Annotated in this window: 16 protein-coding genes and 1 pseudogene; 9 read left to right on the plus strand and 8 right to left on the minus strand. The window is 65.1% G+C overall.

The window, feature by feature from the left end; genetic code table 11:
• Position 1: 1 nt before the first annotated feature.
• From IPF36_RS28285 to IPF36_RS28300, 4 genes and pseudogenes are all read right to left on the minus strand, one after another.
• Entirely contained in the window at positions 2–985 is a 984-nt protein-coding gene (locus IPF36_RS28285) for an NADP-dependent oxidoreductase (protein WP_195431600.1), read from the minus strand.
• Positions 986–1,000: 15 nt separating this feature from the next.
• Positions 1,001–1,869, minus strand: a pseudogene (locus IPF36_RS28290) (SDR family NAD(P)-dependent oxidoreductase).
• Complete coding sequence (locus tag IPF36_RS28295; protein WP_255519923.1) at positions 1,836–2,414, minus strand: Dabb family protein; 579 nt, start codon at positions 2,412–2,414, stop codon at positions 1,836–1,838. The pseudogene IPF36_RS28290 and the gene IPF36_RS28295 overlap by 34 nt, the downstream one beginning before the upstream one ends.
• Positions 2,404–2,748, minus strand: a complete 345-nt coding sequence (locus IPF36_RS28300; protein ID WP_133095387.1) for a hypothetical protein — start codon at positions 2,746–2,748, stop codon at positions 2,404–2,406. The genes IPF36_RS28295 and IPF36_RS28300 overlap by 11 nt, the downstream gene beginning before the upstream one ends.
• A 311-nt stretch (positions 2,749–3,059) precedes the next feature.
• Between IPF36_RS28300 and IPF36_RS28305 the strand changes: the two genes are divergently transcribed.
• The 3 genes from IPF36_RS28305 to IPF36_RS28315 all read left to right on the plus strand — a co-directional run bounded on the left by IPF36_RS28305 (position 3,060) and on the right by IPF36_RS28315 (position 5,389).
• Positions 3,060–4,022, plus strand: a complete 963-nt coding sequence (locus tag IPF36_RS28305; protein WP_133095386.1) for an AraC family transcriptional regulator — start codon at positions 3,060–3,062, stop codon at positions 4,020–4,022.
• 118 nt (positions 4,023–4,140) lie between these two features.
• Complete coding sequence (locus tag IPF36_RS28310; protein WP_133095163.1) at positions 4,141–4,638, plus strand: hypothetical protein; 498 nt, start codon at positions 4,141–4,143, stop codon at positions 4,636–4,638.
• A gap of 148 nt (positions 4,639–4,786) precedes the next feature.
• Positions 4,787–5,389: an isochorismatase family cysteine hydrolase gene (locus tag IPF36_RS28315; protein WP_195431647.1), complete on the plus strand. Its 603-nt coding sequence runs from the start codon at positions 4,787–4,789 to the stop codon at positions 5,387–5,389.
• On the opposite strand, the gene IPF36_RS28320 is transcribed toward IPF36_RS28315, so the two are convergent.
• The 3 genes from IPF36_RS28320 to IPF36_RS28330 all read right to left on the minus strand — a co-directional run bounded on the left by IPF36_RS28320 (position 5,386) and on the right by IPF36_RS28330 (position 8,856).
• On the minus strand, positions 5,386–5,763 hold the full coding sequence (locus IPF36_RS28320) for a RidA family protein (protein ID WP_195431601.1): 378 nt from the start codon (positions 5,761–5,763) through the stop codon (positions 5,386–5,388). The two genes, IPF36_RS28315 and IPF36_RS28320, sit on opposite strands and share 4 nt — an antisense overlap.
• A gap of 913 nt (positions 5,764–6,676) precedes the next feature.
• Positions 6,677–7,867, minus strand: a complete 1,191-nt coding sequence (locus IPF36_RS28325) for a M20 aminoacylase family protein (protein WP_195431602.1) — start codon at positions 7,865–7,867, stop codon at positions 6,677–6,679.
• 2 nt (positions 7,868–7,869) lie between these two features.
• Positions 7,870–8,856, minus strand: a complete 987-nt coding sequence (locus tag IPF36_RS28330) for a tripartite tricarboxylate transporter substrate binding protein (RefSeq protein WP_195431610.1) — start codon at positions 8,854–8,856, stop codon at positions 7,870–7,872.
• A 99-nt stretch (positions 8,857–8,955) separates the two neighbouring features.
• Between IPF36_RS28330 and IPF36_RS28335 the strand changes: the two genes are divergently transcribed.
• From IPF36_RS28335 to IPF36_RS28345, 3 genes are all read left to right on the plus strand, one after another.
• Positions 8,956–9,882 carry a LysR substrate-binding domain-containing protein gene (locus tag IPF36_RS28335; RefSeq protein ID WP_135703826.1) on the plus strand — a complete coding sequence of 309 codons (927 nt, stop codon included), beginning with the start codon at positions 8,956–8,958 and terminating at the stop codon, positions 9,880–9,882.
• Between the two features lie 132 nt (positions 9,883–10,014).
• Positions 10,015–10,665 (plus strand): response regulator transcription factor, encoded by a 651-nt coding sequence (locus IPF36_RS28340; protein ID WP_133095159.1) that lies wholly within the window; start codon positions 10,015–10,017, stop codon positions 10,663–10,665.
• On the plus strand, positions 10,665–13,580 hold the full coding sequence (locus IPF36_RS28345) for an ATP-binding protein (RefSeq protein WP_195431612.1): 2,916 nt from the start codon (positions 10,665–10,667) through the stop codon (positions 13,578–13,580). The genes IPF36_RS28340 and IPF36_RS28345 overlap by 1 nt, the downstream gene beginning before the upstream one ends.
• A 20-nt stretch (positions 13,581–13,600) precedes the next feature.
• Here IPF36_RS28345 and IPF36_RS28350 read toward each other — a convergent pair whose 3' ends face one another.
• Positions 13,601–14,068, minus strand: coding sequence for a hypothetical protein (locus IPF36_RS28350; protein ID WP_346769548.1), 468 nt, complete (start codon positions 14,066–14,068; stop codon positions 13,601–13,603).
• Positions 14,069–14,314: 246 nt separating this feature from the next.
• On the opposite strand from IPF36_RS28350, the gene IPF36_RS28355 reads away from it, so the two are divergent.
• From IPF36_RS28355 to IPF36_RS28365, 3 genes are read left to right on the plus strand one after another with little or no spacing between them, the layout of a single operon-like run.
• Positions 14,315–14,644 carry a hypothetical protein gene (locus IPF36_RS28355; RefSeq protein WP_135703828.1) on the plus strand — a complete coding sequence of 110 codons (330 nt, stop codon included), beginning with the start codon at positions 14,315–14,317 and terminating at the stop codon, positions 14,642–14,644.
• Positions 14,645–14,697: 53 nt separating this feature from the next.
• Entirely contained in the window at positions 14,698–15,132 is a 435-nt protein-coding gene (locus IPF36_RS28360) for a DUF3302 domain-containing protein (protein ID WP_135703829.1), read from the plus strand.
• On the plus strand, positions 15,133–16,311 hold the full coding sequence (locus IPF36_RS28365) for an HlyD family secretion protein (protein WP_135703830.1): 1,179 nt from the start codon (positions 15,133–15,135) through the stop codon (positions 16,309–16,311).
• Positions 16,312–16,354 lie beyond the last annotated feature (43 nt).

Here is a 16,354-nt window from a genome sequence, read left to right on the forward strand (position 1 = left end):
ATCAGGCATTGCTCAGCTCGGCGATACGCAGCACCAGCTTGCCTGGCGCCTTGCCCGACTGGACCAGGTCGAGTGCGCGTCCCGCCTGTCCCAGCGGCAGGCATGCGATGCGAGGCGGCCGCAAGCGCTCGCTTGAGATCAGCGACGCGATCTCGCGCAGCCGCGCGCCGCTTGGCATCTTGCTGTAGGCCACTGCGGTGCGCATGCCGCGCCGAGCGGCGTCGGCCGGATCCGGGCCGTTGTCGCCATTGACCAGTGTCAGGATGGCGACAAGGATGCCGCCGGGCCTGAGCAAGTCCATGCCGTTCGGCAGGGTGCCGCAGCCAACGGTGTCCAGAACCAGGTCGACACCAGCGGGCGCCCATGCCTGCATGGCGGCAGCGATGTCGCCGCGATAGTCGATCGCCAGGTCGCAGCCGAGCGCTCTCAGTTCGTCGCGGCGAGCCGCACTGCAGGTGGCAGCGGCAGTGGCACCGGCTGCGGTTGCCAGTTGCACAGCAAACGTGCCGACCGCACCGGCACCGCCATGCACCAGCACCGTCTGGCCTGGCTTGAGTCCGCCTTCGTCGAAGAGTCCCGTCCAGGCCGCCAGCGCCGGTGTCGGGACGGCGGCGGCTTCGGCAAATCCCAGGTTGTCGGGGATCGGGACCACGCAATCCCGAGAGACCGAAACGTACTCTGCATAGGAGCCCCATTTGCCTGCGCCAACCTCCGTTTGCGCGAACACGCGCTGGCCCGGGACGAAATCCTTGACGCCTGTTCCCGCGGCCGCCACGACGCCGCTGGCATCGAAGCCGAGCACGAACGGGAAGCGGTATGGCATGAAGCGGCTCAGATAGCCTTCACGGCATTTCCAGTCGGCTGGATTCACGCCGGCGCAAGCGACGCGGATCAGGATTTCGCCGGCAGCGGGTTCCGGCCTCGGGACGTCTGCAAACCTGAGTACGTCGGGTCCGCCGGTACGGTCAATGACGACAGCGCGCATGCTTTTCTCCATCGCTTATCTTGCGGACAGGTCTTCGTGGTTCAAACCAGGGTGTGCCCACGGCGGGATCACGGGCGGTGGCAGCGTGCCCTGGCCATCAAGCGTGCGAACGTTCAACCCGTGCGCCAGGGGAAAGTGCAGGCTATGGGCGATGTGGCCGGTGCGCAGGCGGGCTGGAACGCTGCAGAGTGCAAGCGCTGTTTCCGCCAGGTACTCCACCGGCTCGGTTGGATAGCCGTCCGGGATATAGCGCGCGCTGCCAGGCGTGCGGATCGCCGTGCTTGGGGCTACGGCGTGGACGGCGATATTCTCGCCCTCCAGTTCCGCGGCAAGGCCCCCGGTGAACCGGTTGATGGCGGCCTTGACCGCGGCGTACACCGTTACGCCGCCGGCGCGGTCAAAGTCTGAATACGGGCGTGAGGGCGACAGGGCGGTGACCGAGCCGAGGTTGAGGATCCAACCGGCGCCGCGCGTGCGCATCAGCGGGATCGCTGCACGGCTGAGCATGAAGGGAATGCGCAGGTAGTGCTCAACCGTCTTGTCGAATACTTCCAGCGGCATAGCTTCGACGCGGCTGTATTCCGCCATGCCAGCATTGTTGACCAGGATATCGAGGCCGCCCGCCGCGCTTGCTGCTCGTGCCACGAGGTTGTCGCGCTGCTCGGGGTCCTCCAGGTCTGCCGCCAGTGCCATGGCACGGCCCCCTTGCTGCCTGATCCGGCCAACTGTCTCGGCCAGCGTATCGGTTTCGTCCTCTGACTGGCCTGCGCGGCGGGCCGTGGCAACTACCAGCGCGCCCTCGCCGCGAAGCGCTGCGCGATGGCGCGGCCGATGCCGCGGCTGGCGCCGGTCACCAGCGCCCGGGAAACTCGGGGTCGAACCACCGGTCGACGCGGCCCCAATGGAAGGGGTGCATCAGGTATTCGCCCAGGAGGTCCTCTGCGCTGGCGAACTCCTGCTGCCAGACGTGGGTCCATGTGCCGGGCGACAGGACGCGGGCAAGCCGCCAGTTGAGGATGCCGGGCATGTACCCAGGCATGCGCAGCAGGTCCTGCTCAAGGCCGCGGACCTGCCAGTCAGGTGCTTCGGGCCTGACCCGGAACATCAGCGTGCGCCAGATCCCCTGGCGCAACAGGGGCGCCCGCAGTCCGTCCGAGATCGGGCTGTAGGCCACGCGATCCACCTCTGCCAGGCCGTCCAGCGCGGCAGCCAGGCCGGGGTCGTGGCCGGGCGGGCAGGACGCCACCGGGTCGAACTGCAGGTCGAGCGTGTAGTCGCCAGCGCCCCAGCTTCCCGCCAGGTTCCGGCCAATCGCAACCTGGCGCAGGCCTGGCAGGGTTTCGATCCTGGCAAGCAGTGCCTGCTCCTGTGTATTCGCCCCGGTGCAGATGCCGGGGTGAATTCTTATCTGCGCTGTCTCATGCCGCATCGCATGGCTCCTTGCGCTGGGGCAGGCCACATGCCGCATCGGCCATCACATGGCGGCGGCGGGTATCGCACAGCGTGCTGACTGTTGACCAGAAGGCGAGGGCCGGAGCGTCGATGCTGGCGCGCATGGCGTAATAGGCTGGCGCATCAGCCACTTGCCACAGCAGCCACAGCGTATTGGGTGCATCTTCCAGCGCCACCGGTGGCGAAACCCAGCGCTGCAGCAGCGCCAGGCCCCTGGCGGCGCTGCCGGGCAGGTACTGGCTCTCCAGCAGGCTCAGCACAGTGGCCAGGTGCCGGGGCGCGAGCACGATTTCATCGAGTATGTGGATCATGGTTGTGTCTCGCGCGGCGCAGGCAGGGTGCAGCGAGGCTGCGATGTCGGCGCCGGTGACTTGCGGGCGGAATGCGCGGTCATGGGTTTCCCGTGGGTTGTCCCGTATGGGCATGGCGTTCATGGCGTGGCAACCTCCATGGCCCATGGCCGTGCGCAACCTGTCGCGCGGGTGGAAGTGCCGGGATGATTATGGAAGGCCCCGCCGCACGGGATCCCTACCCGGACGATCAACAACCGCTACCGAAGCAATCAGGACAAGCAACCATGAATGCCTACATACCGGGGAATCCCGTACCTGTTCCGGATGGCATGGTGCTGCGCTTGCTGGACGAGTTGAAGCGGCAGGGCGTCGAGGTGCCGCCTGCCGCCGGCGCATCGGCGCATGCGCCGCCCGCGCAGTTCACCGCGCTCTATCGCGCCGCGATCGAGCAGCTGGAAGCCCTGGTCGCCAAAGGCAACGGCCACCCTCCGATGCGCAAGCAGGAAGTGGACTTGCTGTGCCGTTGCGTGTTGAGCAGCCAGACGCTAAGGGAAGCGATCCGCTGCGCGGCCGACTTCTGCGTGATGCTGTACCCGCGCGCCGGTTCACTCAGCCTCGGGCAAAGCGCGGGCCAGGCGGTGTTCCGCATGGATTCACTGCGGCGCGCAAAAAGCTCTGCGGCTTGCCTGGTGGACCTGACCGGGCTCTTCTTCTACATGCTCCTGTTCGGCTGGCTGATCGGCCAGCCGATACGTCCGACCCACGTTTACCTGGCGCATCCCCGGCGTGAGGACGCCATGCCGTTCCTTGGCCTGTTCCATGCCGCTGTGACCTCAGGCGCCCAGACCTACGGATTCGAGTTCGATGAAGCCTTGCTCGACCGGCCGGTCGTGCGCCAGGCAGCGGAGCTCGATGCCTTCCTGGAAGACTTTCCTTACCGGCTGATCGGTGCGCCGGTCGAGGTCGTATCACTGAGCCAGCAGGTGCGTGGCATCCTGCATGCAGCGCTGGTACATGGCGCGCGACTGCCCACGCTCGCTGAACTTGCCGTGCGCTTCGATGTGAGCGAGCCGACGCTGCGCCGCCGCCTCGCAGCCGACGGCAGCAGTTACCGGATACTGCGCGAGCACAACCTGCAGGAGTACGCCGAACAATGCCTGTGCACGACCAACTGGCCGATCGGCAGGATTGCGGAGCAGCTTGGCTTTGCCAGCGAGGAGGCGTTTCGCCGGGCGTTTCAGCGCTGGACCGGGCATGCGCCGACGTGGTTCAGGCGCGAGGGGAGAAGGTGAGGCGCTGGGGGGGGCAGCGCTCCGGGAGGCGCCGCAAAAAGCCGGCCCCGGTGCCCGAGGCCTCAGAACATGGCCCCCGAGGCATAGAATGTTGGTTTTGCGATCAGTACAAGAGAATATGCACCGCACCGACGAATCACTTTCGGAGCAAGAACCGGCAGCCATCCACGAACCCCGACTGTGGCGAGACAAGGGCTGGACTGCCCGAGTGATCAAGAACGAGGATGGCGACGGCTGGGCCGTCGAAATGATCCGGGATGGCAGCGCAGAGCCGGCGCTTGTCGGTCCCTGGACCATGGGGCGCAACAAGGTCGATCCGAAGCCGCTCGATGCCACGGCTCACCAGACGCTGGTCAAGACCGCCGCCGAAGTCATTCGGCGGCATGAGCAGCAACTGCACGCCCAACTCAACAAGCAGACCAGCTTCGAGACCGAATCCGGAACCGTGACCGTCAAGCTCGTTGTTACGCCGGATGAGTTCGAGCCTTTCGGCACGCTTACGGCAGTGGATCCCTTCGGGGACGTGATCGCGACCGTCAAGGTGCCGCCAGATTTTCGCCTGACGCGGGATAGCGCCGCCCGCTGGGCGGCTGATGGCTTTTGCAAGATCCGCTGACGTCGCACGCGATAGAGACAAGGGCACCCGAGCCCAGAGCGCCCATCCGATTGTTCGTGGTAGAGTCGATCATCATTCTTTGTCGCATAGCCCTATGTCGCCACCCGTTGAACGTGGGTCCGTCGATCCAGCATACCGCCAACAGGGCATGGAAAGCCCGGGGGATGCGCAAAGTCTGACCGTGCAGGTTCCGGCAATTGTTCCGGCGCAAACCGCTTTAGTGGTCATGCATTATCAGACCGACATACTGGAGTTATTTCCATCGGTTGCGCCCACTTTGCTCTCCAATACCCGCAAGCTGTGCGATGCTGCGCGAGCCAAGGGCATCAGTGTCTATTTCGCCAAGATCCACTTTCGCCCAGGCTATCCGGAAGTCAGTCCGTTGAACAGGAACGGGCAGGGCATCAAGCAACTCGGCCTTTTCGTCGACGACAAGATCTCGCCCGAGCTTGGGCAGCAGGCCACTGAACCGCTCATCATCGCGCATCGCGCCAGCGTGTTCTTTGGTACCGACCTGCAGGTGCGGCTGTCCGCGCAGGGTATCGATACCCTGGTCATGGTGGGCATTGCGTCGACCGGCGTGGTGCTGTCGTCGGTTGCGTACGCGAGCGATGCGGACTTCCGTTTATTTGCGGTCAAGGATTGCTGCTACGACCCGGATCAGGTCGTGCACGATCATCTCTTTTCAACGGCGTTCGATTCGCGCACAACGGTGCTGTCGCTCGCCGATGCCTTGCAGTTGCTTGCCTAAGGCTTATAAGCAACGGCCTCGATTTCCACTTTGGTGCCTGCCATATTCTTCCCCTGCAACGTCGACCGTGATGGCTTGTTTGCGCGGAAGAACTCTTCGTAAATGCGATTGAATGCATCGAAGTCGCCTGCGTCTTCAAGCCAGACTGTTGTCTTCACGACGTCCTCGAGGGTACAACCCGCGAGAGCGAGTACATTGGCGACGTTCTTCAGCGTCTGGCGTGTGTGAGCTTCTATCCCGCCAATGACGATGCTGCCGTCTTCATTCCTGGCTACCTGACCGGACACAAAGACAAAGTCGCCAGCCTTCACCGCCATGGAGCGTGGCAAGGTTCTTGTACCCGGATTGCTCTCTGCAAACTGCTCGATCGTCATTTGGGTCACCTCCCGGATTCCACTGTCCCGTCCTTGCTCCATCATGCGCGCGTTTTCGGGGCGAATACGCCACGGCCTCACTTTCCCGGCTCGCTCCCCTGGTTTCCCGTCATGCAGGAATAGAACGCGGCCCGCACAACGGACAGAGGCGCGGCCCCGAGAAGCGCGTCGGCCTCTGCCTGGCAGTCGCGCGGGGGGCCGGCTGGCATGCCAGGCCGCTCGCCCGCGGCCGTCTTGCCGGGCTGCCTGCCGTCGTTCGCGGCGCAGGCGCCCAGCAGGACCAGGGCGGCGAGGACTTGCACGGATCTGAGGCGCATATTGCAAGGCGCTCCATGGCAGGTCTGGGCATAGCCCGGCGCAAGCGGGGCTTCCGGTAGGCACTATACGCCGCCAACCAGCGATGTGACGCCCGCGCGGGCCGAAGCGAACGACTATGGTACGCGCCGATCAAGGCCTGATGGTTAGGGGCCGCAGCGACATCCAGCAGAGGACTCCCCTCGCACATGGCATGAACTGCAAAGCCGTCGGCGGACCAGGCAAAGCGTGCCAGCCTCCGGTGGCCTACCTTGATTATGAGTTCGCGACGTCAATCCGAACGAAAATCGACATCAGGGACGCGCTGCAGGCACGGAATAAAGATGCGGCGCCTTGCTGATGATTACCAGATCAATTGAAGAGGCTCCTTTACATGCACTACCATCCGGCTTTAGATCCCGTGGCGCTTGCCGCTTGCCTTGCCGGAATGGCCTTGGTTGGATGGGCGCTTGCCGTTTTCGTGCTGTGAGACATCAGTTCAGAAATACCAAAACGTCTCCCCGCATCGTCCACTGACGAGAACGGCGCAATGCTCCAATTCTGAATGCTTCTTCTTACGGGATGGCATCGCCGCAAAGCGATCCCTCGCGCGCAGGCATCAGACCAGGAATGTCTCCGCCAGCCGGCACCAGAACGCTGCTCCCAAGGCCAGGTTCCTGTCATCGAAGTCGTAGCGGGGGTTATGCAAGCCACGCCCACCGTCCGACGGGCCGTTGCCGATACGGACGAGGGCGCCCGGGCATTCCTGCAGCATGTACGCGAAGTCTTCGCTGCCCATCATCCTGGGATAGTCGCGGTCTACGTCCTCCTGGCCAACAAGCTCCGTGGCAACTTCGGCCGCCAGGGCTACCGCGTCGGCGGCGTTATCGACGACCGGGTAGCCCTCCACATAGCGGATTTCCGCTTTCGCGGCGTACGATTCGGCGGTCATGTGGACCAGCGTTGTGATGCGGTCCTTCAGTAGTGCGCGCACTTCCGGACTGAACGAGCGCACGCTGATGCCGATTTCGGCATCGGCCGGAATGACGTTCAGTGCGTCCCCGGACCGTAGCCGGCCAACAGTGAGCACTGCCGACTCGTTGGGGGGGACGTTGCGCGAGACCACGGTCTGCAGCGCCATCACGATGGCAGCCGCTGCCACAAGCGGGTCAACCGCCAGGTGAGGGCGCGCGGCGTGGCCGCCCAGGCCCACGACCTTGATAAACACCCGGTCGCCCGCGGCGAGAAACGGTCCCGGACGCATCAGGAACCGGCCCTGGGGGGCACCGGGATGGTTGTGCATGGCAAATACCATGTCGCAAGGAAAGCGCTCGAACAGGCCGTCCGCCACCATGGACTTGGCGCCGCTGTCGAACCCGCGCTCCTCCGCTGGCTGAAAAACCAGGTTCAGCGTGCCGGAGAAGTTGCGCGTGGCCGCGAGGTGCTTTGCCGCGCCAAGGAGCATGGCAGTATGGCCGTCGTGCCCGCAGGCATGCATGAGGCCGGGCCGGCTGCTGGCGTATGGAAGCCCGGTCTCTTCCTGGATGGGCAGGGCATCCATGTCGGCGCGCAGGCCAAGCCGCTTGTCCCCCTTTCCTACGCGCAACTGGCCGACCAGCCCCGTCTTTCCGATGCCGCGGGTCACCTGGTAGCCCCATTCCTGCAACTTGCCGGCAACCAGATCCGCGGTGTCGTGCTCCTCGAAAGCCAGTTCCGGGTGCCGGTGGATATGCTGCCGCAGGGCAGCAAGTTCGTCGTGTAGCGGGAGCAGGTCGGGAAGCGCTGTACCAGCCTTGGAATCGATGGTCATCGTCAGTCCAGGGTAATGCGATTGTCTTTGGCGATGCGCTGGTAGAACCTGATACGCTGCTCCGTTTCCCTGGTATAGGCCTCTGGCGTAATGTCTTCCGGCACGATCATGCCCTTCGCGACCCAGGTCGAGCGGGTCGAAGGTTCCGCGAGAATCTTGCGTACCGCCAGATAGAGTTGCTGCACGATCGCATGCGGTGTCCCGGCCGGGGCGGCAAGGCCGTTCCATGAAGTCTCATTCAGGTCAGGCAGCTTGAGTTCGGCAAAGGTCGGCACATCCGGCAGTTGCGGCACGCGCGCGGGTGCGGCTACCGCCAGCGCACGCAGCTTGCCCTGGAGGATGTGGTCCAGGTTGGAGGACAGGTTATTCCAGGTCAGGTGCACCTGTCCGCCCAGCAGGTCGGTCAGCGCCGCCCCGGCGCCCCGATAGGGAACATGCGTCATCGGGATACCCGCCTGGTTCTTGAGAAGTTCCATGCTGACGTGTGACACCGAACCCGTTCCGGCACTTGCATAATTCAGGGCGGTCGGATGGGCGCGCGCATACTTGACCAGCTCGGCGAAGTTGCGAACCGGCAGCGATGCATTGCACAGCAGCACGTTTGACAGCCGGCTGATGAGCGTGATATTCGAGAAGCCCTTCACCGCGTCATAGGGCAGCTTGGGGTTCATCGCGGGATTCACGACATGCGTGCTCTGCGAGGTGACAATGAGGGTGTAGCCGTCGGGCTGTGCTTTCGATACGTATGTCGAGCCGATAGCGCCCCCGGCGCCGGGCCGGTTGTCGACCACCACGGGCTGGCCAAGCGCCTTGCCCAACCTCTCGGCGATCAGGCGGCCGGACACGTCAACCGAGCCGCCCGGGGGAAACGGCACCACCAGCGAGATTGGACGGGCAGGATACTTGTCAGCGGCGAAGGCGGGCAGCTCCAGCCCGCTCAGGCTGCTGAGGGCGGCTGCTTTGAGAAAGGTGCGACGATTGATGGTCATTGCCGGCGTGCGAGTTAGAGTATGTCCCAAGGTTAAGCAGACGCAGACCCGCAGGCAAACGACAAAACCATTGATCACGATAACAAAATGTAATTGAGCATGAAGATTCGCTCTCCTTCACTGGTGGAACTGCACGCCTTCCTGGCGGTTTGTCGGCTGCGCAGCTTCCGCCTGGCGGCCGAGGAACTCTGCGTCACCCAGGCTGCTGTCAGCCGGGCGGTGCAACGCCTCGAGCAGCACCTGGGCGATTGCCTGTTGTTCGAACGGTCCTCGCAAGGCGTGGCACTGACCGAGCAAGGCCGCCAGTTGCGCAAGTTGACGGAGCGCCATGTGCTGGCACTGGAGGCGGCCGCGAACCGGCTGCAGGGGCCGCGCGCCGACGGGAAACTACGGCTGAGTGTGATTCCTACGCTTGGTACCCAATGGCTGCTTCCACGCCTCGCGCGCTTCAGGACGACGCATCCTGAAGTGGACGTCGAGATGCGGCAGTTTCGCCATGACGAGGACTTCAGCCGCGACGACGTAGACATCTGGATCGAGGTGAAGCGACCCAAGCGACGTTGGCCGGCCAGGATGCAGGTGCAATACCTGCTCGGCCGCGAGCTCGTTCCCGCCTGCGCGCCATCGCTGCTGCCGCGCCTGAAACGCCCCGGCGACTTGCTCAAAGAGGTGCTGCTGCACCATACGAACTTCCCGGAGAACTGGGCGCTCTGGGCCAAGGCGGCCGGACTCAGGGCCGCGCCGAAGCTGGGCCCTGGCTATGACCTGAGCATCAACCTGATCTTCGCGGCCAAGGCCGGACTGGGTATCGCGCTGACGCAATCCTGCCTGATCGAGCGCGAACTGGCAGCCGGTGAACTGGTGAAACCTTTTGACATGCCGGTAGACACCGGGCGCGGCTATTTCATCTGCGTGGACGCACAGCGGCCGCGCAGCGCGGCACAGAACGCATTTCTGGACTGGATCCTGGCCGAGGCGCATCGCATCGAGCCGGCTGACGCCGTCGTACCGGGGCAGCGGCGCTGACGCCGCGGCGCCTTCGTTGGTTGTTTGCCCCGTGCGGGCCGTGGGACGATCAGCCAAGCAACTGTCCCGATCTGCAAAACGGACGTGAGGGCCGGTTGGTACAATCGCGAGCCCTATGCAGCCCGGTCTCGCATGCCACCACGTACCCTCTCCGCCGTGATCGCGGACGATCACCCGGTGATTCAACTCGCCGTCAAGACCACCCTGAGCGAGATCCCGAATGTCCACGTATCCGCAATGTGTTCTTCCGGACGGGAGCTTTTCGCTGCGCTGGAGGCGCACCGGCCGGATCTCATTGTTACGGATTTCACAATGGGACATTCCGAAGAGAGCGATGACGGCCTTCGCCTGCTCCAGCGACTCAGGCAGGCCAGCCCCTGTACGCCGATCGTCGTCTTCACGATGCTGACCAACGGCGGCCTGCTCACGCGTATCCAGGAGACAGGTATCGCCGGCATCGTGGGGAAGAACGAGGATCCACGCATCCTGCGGCAGATCTGCATGGATGCGGTCTCCGGTCAGGGCCTGCGCCTGTCGCCGGGAGTATCGGCCAGGATGTCGAGCGCCGGCGCGCTGGCCGGCGCAAGCGCGAGCGCGCTGTCTCCGAAAGAGATCGAAGTCGTGCGGATGTTCGCCGCGGGCAGCACCGTCACCGAAATCGCCGGATACCTGCGCCGCACGCTGGCAACCGTGGCGACACAGAAGCGCTCGGCCATGCGCAAGCTGAACATCACCAGCAACGCGGATCTTGTCGCGTACGCGCGCGACAACGGCCTGACCTGATGGCGGGCACGTTCGAGCCGTCGCCCGACCTGCGCACCGTTGAACGGAACCTGAAGCGGGAACGCCGGGTTTTCTCGATGGTGATTGCGTTGCTGGGGCTGGTCGCCGTCGCGATCGCCGCCACGGGCGCGTGGGTCCGGCTCAATGGCTCGCTGCGCGCCCAGGAGCAGGTGGCCCGCCTGTATGAGCAGGGTGTCGTCGATGCCGTCCTCGAACGCCGGAGCACCCTGGCCGCCAGCAACCTGCTCCTGGAGTTGCGTGCCAATGGCACGCTTCCGCTCTCACAGGACCGTAGGGGCGGCCTCTGCACGCAGGTGTTTCCGTCCGCGCCCGCCGACGACGTTCTGCACCAGAGTTGCGACCAGTCGGTCCGCACGCTGATTGCCGCCAGCCAGCGGCCGTCGATCGAAATGATCTCGATCGCCAGCGGTGCGACGTATCGCTATGAATCGCCCGATGCGTCGGGATCGGGGGCGCGGCCGCTGCCGCCGCCAATGCCGCCGACGCTCATCACCAGCATGATCCTGGAGCGCTTCCGGAGTCGCGATATCGACGTCCTGCAGGCCGCGAGGGAGAAACGCGTCGAATGGCTCGGCGTCCCGGGCAGCGCCGCAGGCGCCGGTCCGGAGATGGTTGGCGCATCGCTGGTGGCAAAGGGCGACACGCTCTACGCGGTGGTGCTGACGCGCATCCCGCTATACGATCTGCTGCGGCCTGCCGGGCCAAACCTGTCGATCCCCGAACCGATCGTGTTCGACAGGCTCGGCACGCCGCTGCTCGCGGCCGGCGCACGGTCCAACGCGCAACGCCTGGATGCCAGGCTGGAAGCGCGGCAGGACGGGATGTTCCATTGGGTCCCGGACTATGGCTGGGCACTGCGCCGCCCGCCACTCGTGGCGGATTTCGGGCACCTGATTTTCGCGCTGCCGATCGGCCATCAGGGGCGGGCGATGATGGAGGACCTGGTTGTCATCGGCGCCATCACCGCGGTGCTGCTTGCTTTGCTGTTCGCGATGTACCGCTACTGGAACTATCGCTTCCTGACCGGCACCTATGCGGAAGCAGCGCGTGCGCAGCGGCTGCTGCACGAAGCCCGGCTCGCGACCGAAGCGGCCGCCAGGGCCCGGGTGGCGTTCTTCGCGTCGATGAGCCACGAGATACGCACGCCGCTTGCCTCGCTGCTGGGGAACATGGAGCTCGTGGCGATGGGGCCGCTGGATCCGGAGCAGCGGAGGAGGGTGGATGCGATGCAGGTGTCGGCCGGAGGGCTGCTGCAGATCGTCGATGAAGTGCTCGACTTCTCCAGGATCGATGTGGGCGCATTGCGCATCGAGGTGCAGCCCGTATCCGTCACGGAGCTGCTCGGCCGCATCGCGATCGCCCATGCGCCGCTTGCCGCGCAGCGCAGCCTGAGCTTCCACGCGGTGTACGGCAGCAATATTCCCTCGCAGCTCGAGCTTGATCCGGCGCGCCTGACCCAGATCGTCAACAACCTGCTTGGCAATGCGTTCAAGTTCACGCCGGCGGGCAAGATCGTGCTGCGCGCGCGATGGCTGGAAGGGAACCTGGAGATCGTCATTGCCGATACCGGCATCGGCATACCGGATGCGTACCGGGACCGGCTCTTCCAGCCGTTCTCGCAGGTCGCCGACAAGCGGATCGCCCAGGCGGGTGGCACCGGCCTTGGCCTGTCGATCTGCATGCGGCTGGTGGAACGGATGGGCGGCAGCATCATGCTGGACAGCACCCTGGACGTGGGAACGCGCGTCACGGTTCGTCTGCCGCTGGGCGTTTCCGACGCGCCGCCGCCGGTGCGCCCGCGCTTGCCGCGGAACCGGACGGTGGTGCTGTCCCGCGATCCCGAGTGCATCGAGGGAGTGCTGAACCATTTCGACTGGGGCGCGTGCCCGCCTTCGGCGCGCTCAGACCTGGACGAGCCCGTGGATGGGGACGGCCATGACTGCCTGCTGGTGACCGAGGCATTTGATCCTGCGCGCGTCCTGGCCTGGTGGCCAAAGCCGGCCTCGGTGGTCTGGCTGAAGCAGCTGGGGCCGCTGGTCGCGACTATCCGGCCGGATGGCGGTCGCGAGGTTTCCAGCTACAGCCTTGCCGGCATCCATGCGGCAGCGCTGGCGGTCATCACCGGGGCACAGCCGCCAAAGCGGAGCGAGGCAGGCCCTGCCGGGCGGCCCGCATCGCCGCTTGCGGGCCATGCCGTGCTGATCGCGGAAGACAACTTGCTGAACCGGAACCTGCTGCGCGACCAGCTGCGGGCGCTGGGCGCGGGCGTCATCGTCGCGGGCAATGGCAGCGAGGCCATGGCGGCGCTGGCGGAGCAGCGCGTGAACGCGGTGCTGACCGATATCGACATGCCCGTCATGAACGGCTTCGACCTGCTCCGGGAAATGAGGCACGCCGGCATCGACATCCCCGTCTATGCCGTGAGCGCCAGCGCGCGGCCCGAGGACGTCGCCGAGGGACGGGCGAGGGGATTCACGGGCTATCTGACCAAGCCGGTATCTCTCGCCGAACTGGCGTCGGTACTAGCACGCAGCGACGATGGCATGGGCCATGAGGATGAGCAGTCAGTCGCATCGTGCGGTGACGATGATCTCCCCGAACTGCCGCGGATCCCTGCCGCGTATGCCGAAGCCTTCCTTGCCCAGGCCGGGGCGGATCTCGATGAATACGACGCGATCCGGTCCGGACGGGACGTGACCTGGCTGGCGCGGTTGCTGCACCGCATCGCGGGCAGCCTCGCGGTCGTCGGGCCGTCGGAACTGGCCGAGCTGTGCGAAGACCTGCGCGAGTACGCCGCGGATGCGGATGGCTGGGACGACGAGATCGAAACGCAGTCAGCGTATATCGCTCGGAGTCTCAGGCAGTTGTGCGGGCGCCTGTCCGTGGCCTCTTGACGCCCTGCCGCCGCGAAACGCTATAGCACAGCGCAGGCTTCCGCGGTGGCGACGACGGTCAGGCTCGCTCGCGCGTCATTGCCCAGCAACACGCACAGGTAGCCGCCCGTCATGTCTTCGGGGCGGGGGTCTTCGTGCCATAGCGGCGGCGGCAGCACCATGGCGGCGTGTTCCCCGCCGACGCTTGCATCGCTCCAGGTGATCGGGATTGGCCCCTCGGGCCTGGTGCCGAGGAAGCAGTATGCCGGAGTGGATTGCGATTGCCGCAACGCGCTCCCGGTTTCGCAATTGCCCGCGCGCACCGCCAGCACGTCGTGATCGGTGCGATTGACAGCGACGATCTTCGTCCATGGCCACGGTTCCTGGAATGGGCTGATGAATTCGGCGGTCGGGATTGCACACCCGGACAGGGCGCTTGCGGCGGCAACGGCAGCCAGGCTCGCGGGGATCGGAAAAACAACATTCATAGGGTTCTGCAGGCCGGGCAAGTCTGGACTACACCCGAGCGATATACGACGGCGGACAGGTTAGGCCGCTCACGCCGTCAGGGCTATCAATGGAATTCGAAAAGCGCCGCCGTACCGGGAGCGGATCGGTGCCGCGTTCCCGCACTTTCTAAGTTCTTTGATAGCCGCGACTGACGCATTGCCATAACGTGTGCGCTCCATCGGGATGTGGCGGCAGTGCCAACGCACGTCGACGACATCCGAATCCATTCGAAGGAACCTGCAGACATGACAAACAACCATCGCTCGGCCGTCCGGGCCCTTGGCGCTGCGCTGCTGATCGCGGGCGCTGGCCAGGCTTATGCGCAGCACTCACGGGGACTGGAATCGCAAACGACGCGAGATCAGCCGGATGCGTGCGCCGGAGCCGGACTTGCCGCGAAGCCCGCCGGCTGCCGCGCTGCCAGCGATACTGCCAACAGTAAATACAACCTTCTGTACGTCGAGGGTGCGGCAGCGGACGAACGCGAGGACAAGGCAGTATCCCGCCGGTCCGCAGGACGCGCGCGCGCGGACGCCTACCGGGGCGGCTCGCGCAGCGACCCCACCGGCTCCTGACCGGACAGTGCATTGTGTAACCGAGCGCCAACGCTCCATCTCAAGACAATTCGATGAAACTGCGCCCCTATCTGCTGGCGGGCATCGGCCTGCTGGCATCGAGCGAACCTGCCTTCGCATCCCTACTGAGCGGCAAGGCCCTTGAGACCGCGGCCAACGCCATTTCCTGGGTGGTCCTGATCTTCGTGCCGGTGGCAGGGGGCTACCTGTTCTGGATGCTCCATATCTGGCCCGAGAAGATCGCGCAGCGCAAGCGCCATCCGCAAAAGGAAGCCATCCACTCGCTATGCCTGCTGTCGCTTCTCTTCGGCGGCTTGCTGTGGCCCCTGGCCTGGCTCTGGGCCCACACGAAGCCCGTGTTCTACCGCGCCGCGTACGGCACCGACAAGGCCCCGGAGGACGATGACGCGCCCGACCATGGCACCCGGCAGCCAGCCGCGACGATGGAAATCGCCAGCAGCATGCGCGCCGGACAGGAGCGGATCTGAATGGATGCACTGCTGCTTGGTGTCTACGCGCTGGCCGTCTGGCTGATCTTCTTCAAGTTCAAGTGGCTGCCGTGGAACACGACGTCGATGGTCATCGTATTCACGATTCCCGTGGTTGCGCTGCTGCTGCTGATCCTGACGCTCAATGTGGTGGCGCCGTCCACCCATGACGTACGCGTGGTCGGCAAGGTCCTGCAGGTTGTGCCGCAGGTTCGCGGCCGCATCGTCGAGCTGCCGGCCGAAGGCAACCGGCGCTACAGCAAGGGCGATGTCCTGCTGCGGATCGATCCGACTCCCTATCAGGCCGCGGTCAGGCAACTCGAAGGCAGGCTGCGGGCCGACGATGCCGCGCTGGCGGAAGCCGAGGCCTCGGCGCGCCAGCTCGGCGAATCGGTTCGCGGCGCGGCCGGCCGGGTCGGCACCGTGCAGGCCAGGCTGTCGCTTGCCCGCCAGCGCGTCAAGGAGCATGAGGCGCTGCTCGCGGCAGGCGCCGGTTCAAAGTTCGACCGGGAAGACGCGCTGGCCCGCCAGCGTGAACTGGAAGGCGAACTGGTCAGCGCGCAGGCCGCCGAGGACGAGGCCCGGCAGAAGTTGTCGGCCAGGAGCCAGGGCGAATTTGCCGCCATTGCCACGGCGCGCGCGAAGCGGGCGGAAACCGAGGTCATGCTGGAGAACGCCCGCTGGGAACTTGAGCAGACCGTCTACCGGGCGCCCTCCGATGGCACCGTCGTGAACCTGCAGGTACGGGTGGGCACCATGCTCGTGCCGTTCCCGTTCTCGCCCGCGTTCAGCTTTGTCGAGGATCAGCAGGAAGTCATTGCCTTTTACCGGCAGAACGAGCTTTACAACGTCAAGGCGGGCGACCTCGCCGAGCTCTATCTGCCGACACATCCGGGCGAGATCATCAAGGCGAAAGTCAACTCGGTCGTGTGGGCGCAATCGCAGGGCCAGATTGCTCAGGGCGGCATGATTCCCAACACCGGCGCCACCGATGCGGTGCCGAACCGCTTCGCGGTCAAGTTCGACCTGCGCGACGAATCCCGCGGGCGGATGCTTCCGGTCGGGGCAGTCGGGGCGGGCGCGATCTATACGAAGCATATGGAAGTGTTTCACATCATCCGCATGGTCTTCCTGCGCGTCAGTTCCAAGCTGAACTACCTGGTGTTCAAGCTTCACTAGGTTCACTGGATCCGAGGTTCGACAGAGATTCGATAGAAATTTG

It is taken from the genome of Cupriavidus sp. IK-TO18 (assembly GCF_015549295.1).
GTDB lineage: Bacteria > Pseudomonadota > Gammaproteobacteria > Burkholderiales > Burkholderiaceae > Cupriavidus > Cupriavidus oxalaticus_A.